Raw genomic sequence first — 12,354 nt, forward strand, 5'->3', positions numbered from 1 at the left:
AACGGCTTTTTGGAGGCGATGTGTTCAAGGGCTTGACGCCGATTGTTTATGGCGGCCGCGAGGTTTGGCCGCTGGTCGAGGGCGGAAAGGGCGTTGCCGCGACGAACCACATGTCCGCGGGCGCCTGGGCGGCGGCGGGCGGCATCGGCACCGTGTCGGCGGTCAATGCCGACAGCTATGATCCCGAAGGCAAGATCATCCCGCAGGTGTACCGCGCTCTGACGCGGCGCGCGCGGCACGAGGAACTCGTCGAATATGCGATCGAGGGCGCGGTGCAGCAGGTGCAGCGCGCGTGGGAAGTCGCCGACGGCAAGGGCGCGATCAACATCAACGTGCTGTGGGAAATGGGCGGCGCGCAGCGGGTGCTGCACGGCGTGCTCGAACGTACGCGCGGCATGGTCGCTGGCGTCACCTGCGGCGCGGGGATGCCGTACAAGCTCAGCGAGATCGCGGCGTCCTACGGCGTCAGCTACCTGCCGATCGTTAGTTCCGGCCGCGCGTTCCGCGCGCTGTGGAAACGCGCCTATTCGAAGGCGGCCGAATGGCTGGCGGCGGTGGTGTACGAAGATCCCTGGCTGGCGGGCGGGCATAACGGCCTGTCGAACGCCGAGGACCCGCTGAAGCCGCAGGACCCCTATCCGCGCGTCAAGGAACTGCGCGACGTGATGCGTGAGGGCGGCATTTCGGACGACGTGCCGATCGTGATGGCTGGCGGCGTCTGGTTCCTGCGCGACTGGAACGACTGGATCGACAATCCCGAACTGGGCAAGATCGTGTTCCAGTTCGGCACCCGTCCGTTGCTGACGCAGGAAAGCCCCATCCCGGAAGGCTGGAAGGCCAAGCTGATGGAGATCGAGCCCGGCGACGTGCTGCTCCACCGTTTTTCGCCGACTGGCTTTTATTCCAGCGCAGTTCGCAACCCGTTCCTGCGCAGTCTGGAAGCGCGGTCGGAACGACAGATTTCCTTTTCCGCGCAGGAGGCGGGCGATCATACCCACCAGCTGGACGTCGGTGTGAAGGGCCGCAACTTCTGGGTCACGCTGGGTGACCTGATGCGCGCGCGCGAATGGTATGGGCTGGGCTATACCGACGCGCTGAAGACGCCGGACAGCACGCTCGTCTTCGTGACGCCGGGGGAAAAGCAGGTCATCCGCAAGGACCAGGCCGACTGCATGGGCTGCCTCAGCCAGTGCGGGTTCTCGTCTTGGGCGGATACCGAGACCAACTCGACCGGGCGGCTGGCCGATCCGCGATCCTTCTGCATCCAGAAGACGTTGCAGGACATCGCCCACGGCGGCCCGACCGACGAAAACCTGATGTTTGCCGGCCATGGCGCATACAACTTCCGCAAGGACCCCTTCTATTCGAACGGTTTCGTGCCGACGGTGAAGCAACTGGTCGATCGCATCCTGACCGGCGACTGACCGCTCAGGACATCCAGCCGTCGAGCACCTGATCGGGCGGGCGATGCCCGTCCACCCATGCGCGGACATTGGCGATGACGCGATCGCCCATCGCGAGGCGGCCCTCATAGGTGGCCGATCCCATGTGCGGGATCATCACCACGCCGGGCAGCGCGAGCAGGCGCGGGTCGATCTCCGGCTCGTGCCGCCACACGTCGAGCCCCGCCCCGGCGAGCCGCCCGCTCTCCAGCGCCGTGACCAGCGCTTCTTCGTCGACGATGCCGCCGCGGCTGGTGTTCACCACGAACGCGGTGGGTTTCATCAGCGCGATGCGCCGCGCATCGATCAGGTTCTCGCTGTCGGCGTTGCGCGGGGTGTGGATGGTCAGGATGTCGGCCATCGCCAGCATCTCGTCCAGATTGGGATGATATTCGGCGGTCAGTTCAGCCTCGACCACCTTGGGCAGGCGGTGGCGGTTATGGTAATGGATCGACAGGCCGAACGCGCGGGCGCGGCGCGCGACCGCCTGGCCGATCCGCCCCATGCCGACGATCGCCAGCGCCTTGCCGCCGATGCGGTGGCCCAGCATGCCGCCGGGCGACCACCCGGCCCACCGGCCGGAACGCACCAGCTTTTCCCCTTCCGCCAGCCGGCGCGGCACCGACAGGATCAGCGCCATCGCCATGTCGGCGGTGTCTTCGGTCAGCACGCCGGGGGTGTTGGTGACGATGATCCGCCGGGCGCGTGCCGCCTTCAGGTCGATATGGTTCACGCCTGCGCCATAGTTGGCGATCAGCTTCAGCCGATCACCGGCCCCCGCGATAAGATCCGCGTCGATCACGTCGGTGACGGTGGGCACCAGCACGTCGCATTCGGCCATCGCGGCGGCCAGGCTGGCGCGATCCATCGCGCTGTCCGCGCGGTTGAGCCTGGTGTCGAACAGGGCGGACAGCCGCTCCATCACCGCGTCGGGCAGTTCGCGGGTTACGATTACCCGGGGGCGGGCGGGGCGCTCTCTGTCGGCCATCGCATCCCGATTGGCGGCACCTGCGGCGCCAGTCAACGGTTGAAGCGGGTGCGCGGCTGCCGCTACAGCATTGGACAGGGCGGCGAACGGGAGAAACGCGCGATGTGGATCAAACCGGTACTGGCGCTTGCCGCGGTGGCCGTCATGCTGCCGCCGGCGGCCGAAGCGCAGAGCCGCAAGCCGCCCTATTACGCGTCGATCTCCGCCGGTGAGGCGCGGATGCGCACCGGGCCGGGCCGCAATTATCCGGCAAGTTGGCTGTACAAGCGGTCCGGGCTGCCGGTGAAGGTGCTCGACGTCTACAAGGAATGGCGCAAGATTGAGGATCCCGGCGGCACGCAGGGGTGGATGCAGGCGAACTTGCTGACCGGCACGCGCACCGCGATGGTGGTCGACATAGTCGTCGATCTTCGCGACCAGCCGCGCGCCAGCGGGCGGATGCTGTACCGCGCACAGCCCAATGTGGTCGGGCGGATCAGTCGATGCTCGGCCGGCTGGTGCTGGTTTGATGTGAAGGGACGCGGCGGCTTCGTCGAGGCAATCCATCTGTGGGGCGTCGAACCCGGAGAGGATGTGGAGTGACGCCGCGCTGGCGCTTCGTCGCGGACGATCTAGACAGCGATGACGTGCAGGCGCTGTTGCGCTTCCACCTGACGACGGCGCATGCCAACTCACCGGCGGACAAGGTTCATGCGCTTGACCTGTCAGGCCTGCGCGTGCCCGAAGTGACATTATGGGCCGCGCGCGATGGCGACGCGCTGGTCGGCATGGGCGCGCTCAAGTTGCTCGGCGAAGGTCGGGCGGAGATCAAGTCGATGCGCGTCGCGCCCGACCGACTGCGCCAGGGCATCGGTCGCGCGCTCCTCCACCACCTGCTGGCCGAGGCTCGGGCGCGGGGCGTGAGGTGGATCGGGCTGGAAACCGGCGGCAACGACGCGTTCGTGCCGGCGCGGGCGATGTACGAACGCGCGGGATTCGCGGAGTGCGAGGCGTTTGGCGATTACGTCACCGACGATTTCAGCCGCTGCTATTCGATGGCGCTGTAGAGCGTCAGACCAGTTCCACCGCCATCGCGGTCGCTTCGCCGCCACCGATGCACAGCGAGGCGAGGCCGCGCTTGCCGCCGGTGGTTTCCAGCGCGGACAGCAATGTCGCGAGGATGCGCGCGCCGCTGGCGCCGATCGGATGGCCCAGTGCGCAGGCGCCGCCGTGGATGTTGAGCACGTCGTGCGGGATCGACAGGTCGTGCATCGCGATCATCGCGACGGCGGCGAAGGCTTCGTTGACTTCGAACAGATCGACGTCGCCCGCTTGCCACCCGGCTCGTTCCATCGCCTTGCGCATCGCGAAGACGGGGGCGGTGGTGAACAGTGCCGGCTGGTGCGCATGGCCCGCCTGCGCGACGACGCGGGCGACGGGGGTCAGGCCCAGGCGATCGGCGGTGCTCTGGCGCATCATTACCAGCGCGGCGGCGCCGTCGCTGATCGACGATGCGTTGGCGGCGGTGATCGTGCCGTCTTTTGCGAAGGCAGGACGCAGCGTCGGAATCTTCGATGGATCGCCCTTTTGCGGCTGCTCGTCGAGCGCGACCGTCGTCGATCCCTTGCGGCCGGCAACCTCGACCGCGACGATCTCGCGATCGAACGCGCCGCTCGCCTGCGCGGCCTGCGCGCGGGTGAGCGAGGCGATCGCGAAGCCGTCCTGCGCCTCGCGCGTGAACTGGTATTCGCGCGCGGTTTCCTCGGCGAAGCTGCCCATCAGCCGGCCGGGTTCATAGGCGTCCTCCAGCCCGTCGAGATACATATGGTCCTTGAGCGCGTCGTGCCCGATCCGCGCGCCCGCGCGGTGGCGGGTCGACAGATAGGGCGCGTTGGTCATGCTCTCCATGCCGCCGGCAATGATGATGTCGGCGGAACCGGCGGCGAGGGCGTCGGCGGCCATCATCGCCGCCTGCATGCCCGATCCGCACATCTTGTTGAGCGTCGTCGCCTCGATATGCCGGGGCAGGCCCGCTTTCAGCGCCGCCTGGCGCGCCGGCGCCTGGCCCAGCCCGGCGGGAAGGACGCAGCCCATATAGATCCGCTCGACCTGATCGCCCGACAGGCCGGCGCGCTCGACGGCCGCCTTCACCGCCGCCGCGCCGAGTTCGGTCGCCGAAGCACCGGTCAGGCTGCCCTGGAAACTGCCCATCGGCGTGCGGGCGTAGCTGGCGATGACGACGGGGTCGGCGGACATGGCATCTTCTCCTGGATCATGCCCGCTGTAGCGCGCGGGGCGATCAGTGCAAATCGACCGGCTGGGCACGCTCGCCGGGCTGGGGGCTTGGCGGGCGCTTGAGGAACAGGACCAGCGGCACCGACAGCGCGGTGACGATCGCCATCGCCCAGAAATCGTCGAGATAGGCGATCATCGCCGCTTGGCGGTTGATCTCCAGGTCGATCATCGACAGCGCAGTATCGGCCGCCGCGCCGAACTGCTGCGCCATCGACAGGTCGTAGCTCGACAGCGCGTCGGAGGTGACGTGCGCGGCAAGATCGGCATGGCTGATCTGGATGTTGCGGGCGAGCAGCGCGGTCACCGCTGAAATGCCGACTGACGCGCCGATGTTGCGCATCAGATTGAGCAGCGACGATGCCTCGGTGCGGTATTTCGGCGGCAGCGTGGCGAACGCCATCGCGTTGAGCGGCATGAAGACAAGGCCGAGGCCAAGGCCCTGTACGAGCCCCGAGACGATGAACTGTTCGCTGCCCATCACCAACGTCCAGGTCGTCATTTCCCACAGCGATCCCGCCGCGATCACGAAGCCGACGCCTACCAGGATGCGCGGATCGACGCCGCGCTGGCTGAGCTGTGCGGCGAGTGCCATGCTGAACATCACCCCAAGCCCCCGCGGCATCAGCAGCAGGCCGGTATCGAGTACCGGATAGCCGTAGATGCGCTGGAGCATCGGCGGCAGCAGCGCCATCGTCGCCATCATCACGATGCCGACAACGATCATGAAAGCGAGGCCGGTGACGAGGTTGCGGTTGCGGAACAGCTCGCGGTCGAACATCGGGCGCTTCGCGGTGAACAGGTGGACGACGAACATCCACAGCGCGATCAGCGCGATGAGCCCCTCGATAACCACCTCGGTTGAGGAGAACCAGTCTTCGCTCAGGCCCCGGTCGAGCATCAGCTGGAGCGCGGCGATGCCGATCGCGAGCAGTGCAAAGCCGAACATGTCGAACCCGCGCTTCACGACAGCGCGCGACGGCAACAGCCACCACAGCACCACGAAGCAGAATACGCCCAGCGGCAGGTTGACGTAGAACACCCAGCGCCAGTTATAGCTTTCGGTCAGCCAGCCGCCGATTACCGGCCCCAGGATCGGGCCGACCATGATGCCCATGCCCCACACCGCCATGGCCTTCGCCTGGCGTTCGGGCGGGTTGATGTCGAGCATCACCGTCTGGCTGAGCGGGTTCATGAACGCCGCGCTGATCCCCTGGAGGATGCGGAAGGCCACCATCTCCTCAAGGTTCTGCGCCATGCCGCACAGCGCGGACGAGACGACGAAGCCCACTACCGACCACAGGAACAGGTTACGGCTGCCGATCCGGTCGGCGAGCCAGCCGGTGATCGGGATCGCGATGGCGGAGGCGACGATATAGCTGGTCAGCACCCAGGTGACGGTGTCGGCGGTCGCGCCCAGCGCGGTCTGCATGTGCGGCAGCGCGACATTGGCGATCGTGCTGTCGAGGATCTGCATGATCGTCGCCAGCATCACGCCCACGGTCAGCAACGGGCGGTTGCTGGTGTGGAGCGCGGGGACGCCGGGGGCGGGGGAAGTTGCCAACGTGACGGACCCTGTTGGCGGGTGCTACTTCCGCACGTCCACGCGGACGTGGGAGCTGAGGCCGGCGATCAGCTGGCGCGGGCTGGCCTTATCGATCGCGATCCGCACCGGCACGCGCTGCGTCACCTTCACCCAGTTGCCGTTGGCGTTCTGCGCGGGAAGCACCGAAAATTCGCTGCCGGTGCCCGCGCCGATCGACTGGACATGCCCTTTCAGCCTGACGTCCGGATAGGCGTCGAAGGTTACCTCCGCCGGCTGGCCGACGCGCATGTGGGCGAGGTCGGTTTCCTTGAAGTTCGCCTCTACCCACGAACGATTGTCGGCGACGATCGTCACTGCGGGCAGGCCGCTGACCATCATCTGGCCGACCTGCAGCCGTCCGGCCTGGCTGATCTGGCCGGCGACGGGCGCGCGGACGGTGGTGCGCGACAGGTCGAGCTGTGCCTTGGACCGTGCGACCTGGGCGGCGGCGACCTGTGGGTTCTGGCCCGGCACCGCCGCGCCCGACGCCAGCTTGGCACGCGCTTCGGCGGCGCCGGCGACCGCGCTCTGATAGGATGCGCGCGCCTGTTCGAGCGCATGTTCGGACTGTTCGAGCCGCGCGCGCGTGGTGAACCCGCGCTGCATCAGCGCATCCTGCCGCGAATAATCCTGCTGCGCGGCACGGATGCGGTCCTGCGCGGCGGCGATGTCTGCCGAAGTGCCGGCATAGCTCGCCTGCAGCGTCTGCACATTCACCTGCGCGCCCGCGATCTGGGCGTCCGCCTGCGCGACCGCGATGCGATAGGGTTCGGGATCGATGCGGAACAGTATGTCGCCGGCCTTGACCAGCTGGTTCTCGCGCACGCCGACCTCGACGATGCGGCCCGCCACGTCGGCGGCGACCGAAACCTTGTCCTGCTGGACATAGGCGTTGTCGGTCGCGACGAACTGCCCCGACGTCGCCCAGAACCAGCCGGCGATCGCGATCACGGCCAGCGGAATGCCGAACATCAGCAGCGGGCGGATCCAGCGGCGCGGCGCGCGGGCAGGGGGCACCTCGATCGCGGTGTTTGTATCGATGCGGGGATCGGCGTCAGCCATTGGCGGCGTCCTTGGCGGGTTCGATCTGCAGATTGTCGCGGAGGCGTTCGAGCGACGCGGTCAGGTGGTCGCGGTCTTCGGCCGCGAAGCCTTCGAACGCGGCTTCGAACAAGGCGTCGGCGTGGACGCGCAGCTTTTCGATCACGGGTTTCGCGGCGTCGGTCAGGAAGATCTGCCACGCGCGCCGGTCCTTCGGGTCGCGCCGGCGTTCGACCAGCCCCGATTCCTCCAGCCGGTCGACCATCCGGCACAGTGTGATCGGTTCGACTTCGAGCAGGTCGGCGAGGCCGCCCTGGTTGATCCCTTCGTGCCGCGAGAGCGTTACAAGGGCCTTCCACTGGGCGCGCGTCGCCCCAATGCTGCGGGCACGCTCGTCGAAACGGCGGCGCATCAGGCGGGAAACGTCGGAGAGGAGGAAGCCGAGGCTGTCGGTCATGGGGCGCCATATAATAAGTATGCTTATATAAAGCCAGCACAGGATGCGTGCGGCATGTGCAACCGCGAATGCAGGAGATGGATGTGAGCGACTGGATGACGGGGGGCTGCATGTGCGGCGCCAAACGCTATTCGGCGCGGATCGAAACCGACGACGCCTATCTTTGCCATTGCCGTATGTGCCAGCGCTGGTCGGGAAATGTCTCGATCGCGTTGGTTGGGCTGAAGAAGGCGGATGTCGAATGGGACACGCCGCCGGACCATTATTCATCCTCACCGATCGCACGGCGCGGGCATTGCGCGACCTGCGGCACCTCGCTGACCTTCGACTTTCCCGACAGCGAAACGATGGACCTGACGGTCGCCAGCTTCGACGATCCGTCCCGCTTTCGGCCCCGGCACAACTACGCCGTCGAAAGCTGGCACGAGGCGTGGCTGGACGTGCGCGACCTGCCCGCTATTCGCAGCGAGGAAAACCCGAACGTCGTAGACAGATGGATGAAGGCCTGTGGCAAGCTCCCCGACTGAAACCCGGTATTTCGACAGCTTCGACGGCGAACGCATGGCGTATCGTGAGATGGGCACAGGCCGCCCCGTCGTCCTGATCCACGGCTATTTCAGCGACGCCGATACCAACTGGATCAAGTTCGGCCATGCCGCCGCAATCGCCGCGCGCGGCTTCCGCGTCATCATGCCGGATCTGCGCGGGCACGGGGAGAGCGCGAGGCCGCACGACCCGGCAGCCTATCCCCCGGATGCGCTGACGAAGGACGGCCACGCGCTCGTCGCGCATCTGGGCCTGACCGACTATGACCTCGGCGGCTATTCGCTGGGCGCGCGGACGACGGCGCGGATGCTCGCGACCGGGGCGGGCCCGCGGCGGATCATCTTTTCAGGCATGGGGCTCGACGGGATCACCGATGTCCACCGGCGCACCGATTATTTCCGGCATGTGCTGACCAATCTGGGCGGGCACGAGCGCCGCTCGCCCGCCTTCATGGCGGAGGCGTTCCTGAAGACGACCGGCGGCGATCCACAGGCGCTGCTCGGGGTGCTGGAGGCGTTCGTCGATACCCCGACCGATGCTCTCGCCGGCTTCGGCCAGCCTGCGCTGGTGGTGATGGGCGCCGACGACGACGAGGTCGGGTCGGGCACGGAACTGGCGCAGGCGCTGCCCGACGCGCGCTTCGTCGAGATACCGGGCAACCACATGAGCGCTGTGACCAAGCCGGAGCTGGGACGGGCCATCGCCGATTTCGTGGCGGGGTAGAAAAGGCGTGTGTCGGCGCACCGCTTGACCCCGTCCCGCACCGGGCGCAGTCTCCGCGCCATCACAATGATCCGTATCAGGAAGCTCCCGATGATCCGTACCGCGATTTCCACGGCCGCGCTGGCGTGCGCGCTGGCCGTAGTACCCGCCTTTGCCCAGGCCGTTCCCGCCAGGCCGACTGCGGCCGATGCCGACGCTTTCGTCGCGCGCGCCGAGAAGCAGCTGTTCGACAGTTCGGTCGATGCCGGGCGGATGGAGTGGATCAACGCCACCTACATAACCGAGGACACCGATGCGCTGAGCGCGAAGATGAACGGCGAGCGCAACGCGCTTCAGGTCAGGCTGGCGCTTGACGCGGCGAAGTACGCGACGGCGCCTGGCCTGTCCCCCGGCACCAAGCGCAAGCTCGACCTGATGCGCGGCAGCATCACGCTGCCCGCGCCGACCCGTGCCGGGGCGGCGACCGAACTCGCCGGGCTGACGACGAAGATGTCGTCGATCTACGGCAAGGGGCGCGGCACGCTGGACGGCAAGCCGATCAACGGCAGCGACATCGAGGCGGCGATGGGCACCGAGCGCGATCCGGCGAAGCTGAAGGAGATGTGGACCAGCTGGCACGACAATGTCGGCACATCGATGCGCGGCGACTATGCGAAGATGGTCGGGCTGGCCAATGCGGGATCGCGCGAACTGGGCTACAAGGACGTCGGCGCGATGTGGCGGTCGGGCTACGACATGCCGGCCGACGCCTTCGGCCCGACGACCGACAAGCTCTGGAAGGAGATCGAGCCGCTCTACCAGTCGCTCCACACCTATGTCCGCTGGAAGCTCAACGAGAAATACGGCGATGCCGTGCAGCCGAAGACGGGGCCGATCCGCAGCGACCTGCTCGGCAACATGTGGGGGCAGGACTGGAGCAAGATCTACGATCTCGTCGCTCCTCCGGGTGCTGGCGACCTGGGCTATGACGTCGGCGAACTGCTCGCGGCCAAGGGCTATGACCCGGTCAAGATGGTGAAGGCGGGCGAGGGCTTCTATTCCTCGCTGGGCCTGGCGCCGATGCCCGACACTTTCTGGACGCGCAGCCAGTTCGTGAAGCCGCAGGACCGCGAGGTGATCTGCCACGCATCGGCCTGGGACATCGACAACAAGGACGATCTGCGCATCAAGATGTGCATCAAGGTCGATGCGGTCGATTTCTCGGTGATCCACCACGAACTGGGCCACAATTATTACCAGCGCGCCTATAACAGGCAGCCGTATCTTTACCTCAACGGCGCCAACGACGGCTTCCACGAGGCGATCGGCGATTTCGTCGCGCTGTCGATCACTCCCGACTATCTGGTGAAGATCGGCCTGCTCGATGCCGCGAAGGTGCCCGACGAGAGCAAGGACGTCGGCCTGCTGCTCCGTTCCGCGCTGGAAAAGGTGCCGGGGGTGCCGTGGACCCTGCTGGTCGACAAATGGCGCTGGGGCGTGTTCTCGGGCGGGGTGCCCGAACGCGGCTATCAGGGCGCGTGGGATGCGCTGCGGCTCCAGTACCAAGGGATCGCGCCGCCGGTGAAGCGCGACGAGACCCGCTTCGATCCCGGCGCCAAATACCATATCCCGGCGGGCGTGCCCTATGCGCGCTACTTCCTGGCGCGCATCCTCCAGTTCCAGTTCTACAAGGCGGCGTGCGACCAGGCGGGGTGGACGGGGCCGCTCCACCGCTGTTCCTTCTACGGCGACAAGGCGGTCGGCGCGAAGCTGAACGCGATGCTGGAAATGGGCCAGTCGAAGCCGTGGCAAGACGCGCTGGAAGCCTTCACCGGCAGCCGCGAGATGTCGGGCAAGGCGATGGTCGAATATTTCGCGCCGCTGAAGACGTGGCTCGACGAACAGAACAAGGGAAGGCCGGGCGGATGGTAGGGTTCGGAATCGCGGCGCTGCTGTTGCAGGCGTCGAGCCCCGTCGCGGTGCTGGCACCGGGCGAGACGTTGCTGGAGGTGCAGGCGGAGGGTCGCAGCATCTATCTGCCCGATACCGCCTTCGTCAGCGTGGGCGTGGTATCCACCGGCGTCACCGCGCGCGAAGCGACCGACGCCAACGCCCGCCAGATGGCGTCGGTGATCGCCGCGCTGAAGAAGGCGGGCGTCGAGGACCGCCATATCCGCACCCAGCAGATCAGCGTGCAGCCACGCTTCGCGCGCGCCAATCCGAACGACTTCGCAGGTCAGCCGCAGATCACCGGCTATGTCGCGAACAACGGCGTGTCGGTGACGGTGACCAAACTGGCCACCGCGCCGGATGTGATCGCGGCGGCGTTCGGTGCGGGCGCCAATTCGGTTTCGGGGCCGAACCTGGGCGCGCAGGATCGCAACAAGGGTGTCGCGGAGGCGCGGGCGGATGCGGTGGCCTCCGCCCAGGCGGAGGCTGATGCCTATGCGAAAAGTCTCGGGATGCGGGTCGCCCGGGTGATCCGCGTCAGCGAGCGCGGCACTTCGGCGCGACCGATGGACTATGTGGTGACGGCGTCACGCAGCTATGCCGTGGCGCCGCCTGCTCCGCCCCCGCCGCCACCTACGCCGGTCGCCGGAGGGCAGATGGAACGATCAGTAACCCTCTGGATCGATTTCGCGCTGACGAAATAACGTCGCCGTGGCCGTGCTCCCGCATCGGCGGAAGCACGGCTGCGGATCACGCCTTCGGCGGTTTCTTGCCCTTGGACTGCGGGCCTTGTGGGTTGCCGTCGCGCAGCGCGTAGAGGATGCCGCCTACCGCGGCGCCGATCGCCGCCACCCCGCCGATCAGGGCGGCGAAGAAATTGCGATCACCCATCCGCTCGCGCGTGTCGGACACGAACTGTGCCGGAGCCGAATCGGCGACCGTCTGTTGCGCCGTGCTGGCGGTGTCGGCAACCTTGCGGGCGGCGCTGGTGGCGGTGTCGCTTACCTTGCGCGCCGCGGTGGAGGTTGTGTCGCCTACCTTGCCGGCAAGCGACTTGGCGGCTGCTCTGGCGCGGGTTGCAGGGGATGCCTGGGCTGCGGCAGCGGCCTTTGGCGGCCTGCCGCGCCGGGCCGGGGCCTTGAGCGCGGTTGGCGCCTTCACCTTGGAGGCCTCTACGGCGTCAGACGCGGCGGCGGGTGCCTTGGGCGCGCGCGGCGTGGCCCGCGTGGTCTTGCGGGTGCCGGTCGCGGCCTTGCGGCGGGGCGGGGCGGGGGGCTTGGGCGTGTCGGCCATATATCTGCTCCGGTGAGAATCGTTTCGCCCCCAACGCGCAATCGCAAAAGGGTTTCCGAGTCAATCTCGTTTCAGGCGC

13 protein-coding genes are annotated in these 12,354 nt (G+C 67.3%); 7 read left to right on the top strand and 6 right to left on the bottom strand.

What is annotated here, in order from left to right; genetic code table 11:
- The first annotated feature begins 20 nt into the window (after positions 1 to 20).
- Complete coding sequence (locus tag VYI76_RS07105; protein WP_326524072.1) at positions 21 to 1,424, top strand: NAD(P)H-dependent flavin oxidoreductase; 1,404 nt, start codon at positions 21 to 23, stop codon at positions 1,422 to 1,424.
- A gap of 4 nt (positions 1,425 to 1,428) precedes the next feature.
- On the opposite strand, the gene VYI76_RS07110 is transcribed toward VYI76_RS07105, so the two are convergent.
- Positions 1,429 to 2,430, bottom strand: coding sequence for a 2-hydroxyacid dehydrogenase (locus tag VYI76_RS07110; RefSeq protein ID WP_326524073.1), 1,002 nt, complete (start codon positions 2,428 to 2,430; stop codon positions 1,429 to 1,431).
- Between the two features lie 102 nt (positions 2,431 to 2,532).
- On the opposite strand from VYI76_RS07110, the gene VYI76_RS07115 reads away from it, so the two are divergent.
- The gene (locus VYI76_RS07115; protein WP_326524074.1) at positions 2,533 to 3,012 is read left to right on the top strand and encodes an SH3 domain-containing protein; all 480 of its coding nucleotides are present in this window, start codon (positions 2,533 to 2,535) and stop codon (positions 3,010 to 3,012) included.
- Positions 3,009 to 3,476: a GNAT family N-acetyltransferase gene (locus VYI76_RS07120; protein ID WP_326524075.1), complete on the top strand. Its 468-nt coding sequence runs from the start codon at positions 3,009 to 3,011 to the stop codon at positions 3,474 to 3,476. The genes VYI76_RS07115 and VYI76_RS07120 overlap by 4 nt, the downstream gene beginning before the upstream one ends.
- Before the next feature lie 4 nt (positions 3,477 to 3,480).
- Here the strand turns inward: VYI76_RS07120 and VYI76_RS07125 are convergent, their stop codons facing one another.
- From VYI76_RS07125 to VYI76_RS07140, 4 genes are all read right to left on the bottom strand, one after another.
- Positions 3,481 to 4,665, bottom strand: coding sequence for an acetyl-CoA C-acyltransferase (locus VYI76_RS07125; RefSeq protein WP_326524076.1), 1,185 nt, complete (start codon positions 4,663 to 4,665; stop codon positions 3,481 to 3,483).
- Positions 4,666 to 4,708: 43 nt separating this feature from the next.
- Positions 4,709 to 6,193: a DHA2 family efflux MFS transporter permease subunit gene (locus tag VYI76_RS07130; RefSeq protein WP_443018938.1), complete on the bottom strand. Its 1,485-nt coding sequence runs from the start codon at positions 6,191 to 6,193 to the stop codon at positions 4,709 to 4,711.
- A gap of 96 nt (positions 6,194 to 6,289) precedes the next feature.
- Positions 6,290 to 7,348, bottom strand: a complete 1,059-nt coding sequence (locus tag VYI76_RS07135) for an HlyD family secretion protein (RefSeq protein WP_326524078.1) — start codon at positions 7,346 to 7,348, stop codon at positions 6,290 to 6,292.
- Complete coding sequence (locus VYI76_RS07140) at positions 7,341 to 7,784, bottom strand: MarR family winged helix-turn-helix transcriptional regulator (RefSeq protein WP_326524079.1); 444 nt, start codon at positions 7,782 to 7,784, stop codon at positions 7,341 to 7,343. Before VYI76_RS07140 ends, VYI76_RS07135 begins: the two co-directional genes overlap by 8 nt.
- Before the next feature lie 83 nt (positions 7,785 to 7,867).
- Here VYI76_RS07140 and VYI76_RS07145 point away from each other — a divergent pair, with 83 nt between their 5' ends.
- From VYI76_RS07145 to VYI76_RS07160, 4 genes are all read left to right on the top strand, one after another.
- Positions 7,868 to 8,311, top strand: a complete 444-nt coding sequence (locus VYI76_RS07145) for a GFA family protein (RefSeq protein ID WP_326524080.1) — start codon at positions 7,868 to 7,870, stop codon at positions 8,309 to 8,311.
- Positions 8,292 to 9,053, top strand: coding sequence for an alpha/beta fold hydrolase (locus VYI76_RS07150; RefSeq protein ID WP_326524081.1), 762 nt, complete (start codon positions 8,292 to 8,294; stop codon positions 9,051 to 9,053). Before VYI76_RS07145 ends, VYI76_RS07150 begins: the two co-directional genes overlap by 20 nt.
- 90 nt (positions 9,054 to 9,143) lie before the next feature.
- Positions 9,144 to 10,964 (top strand): M2 family metallopeptidase, encoded by a 1,821-nt coding sequence (locus VYI76_RS07155; RefSeq protein WP_326524082.1) that lies wholly within the window; start codon positions 9,144 to 9,146, stop codon positions 10,962 to 10,964.
- The gene (locus VYI76_RS07160; RefSeq protein WP_326524083.1) at positions 10,958 to 11,686 is read left to right on the top strand and encodes an SIMPL domain-containing protein; all 729 of its coding nucleotides are present in this window, start codon (positions 10,958 to 10,960) and stop codon (positions 11,684 to 11,686) included. Before VYI76_RS07155 ends, VYI76_RS07160 begins: the two co-directional genes overlap by 7 nt.
- A 46-nt stretch (positions 11,687 to 11,732) precedes the next feature.
- On the opposite strand, the gene VYI76_RS07165 is transcribed toward VYI76_RS07160, so the two are convergent.
- Complete coding sequence (locus VYI76_RS07165; RefSeq protein WP_326524084.1) at positions 11,733 to 12,275, bottom strand: hypothetical protein; 543 nt, start codon at positions 12,273 to 12,275, stop codon at positions 11,733 to 11,735.
- Between the last annotated feature and the right edge of the window lie 79 nt (positions 12,276 to 12,354).

It is taken from the genome of Sphingomonas sp. (assembly GCF_035910975.1).
Lineage (GTDB): Bacteria > Pseudomonadota > Alphaproteobacteria > Sphingomonadales > Sphingomonadaceae > Sphingomonas.

Coding starts and splice junctions, on each gene's coding strand:
- VYI76_RS07130 (WP_443018938.1), bottom strand. CDS start 6,193: ATGCTGGCGACGATCATGCAGATCCTCGACAGCACGATCGCCAATGTC.
- VYI76_RS07155 (WP_326524082.1), top strand. CDS start 9,144: ATGATCCGTACCGCGATTTCCACGGCCGCGCTGGCGTGCGCGCTGGCC.
- VYI76_RS07165 (WP_326524084.1), bottom strand. CDS start 12,275: ATGGCCGACACGCCCAAGCCCCCCGCCCCGCCCCGCCGCAAGGCCGCG.
- VYI76_RS07160 (WP_326524083.1), top strand. CDS start 10,958: ATGGTAGGGTTCGGAATCGCGGCGCTGCTGTTGCAGGCGTCGAGCCCC.
- VYI76_RS07125 (WP_326524076.1), bottom strand. CDS start 4,665: ATGTCCGCCGACCCCGTCGTCATCGCCAGCTACGCCCGCACGCCGATG.
- VYI76_RS07115 (WP_326524074.1), top strand. CDS start 2,533: ATGTGGATCAAACCGGTACTGGCGCTTGCCGCGGTGGCCGTCATGCTG.
- VYI76_RS07140 (WP_326524079.1), bottom strand. CDS start 7,784: ATGACCGACAGCCTCGGCTTCCTCCTCTCCGACGTTTCCCGCCTGATG.
- VYI76_RS07110 (WP_326524073.1), bottom strand. CDS start 2,430: ATGGCCGACAGAGAGCGCCCCGCCCGCCCCCGGGTAATCGTAACCCGC.
- VYI76_RS07135 (WP_326524078.1), bottom strand. CDS start 7,348: ATGGCTGACGCCGATCCCCGCATCGATACAAACACCGCGATCGAGGTG.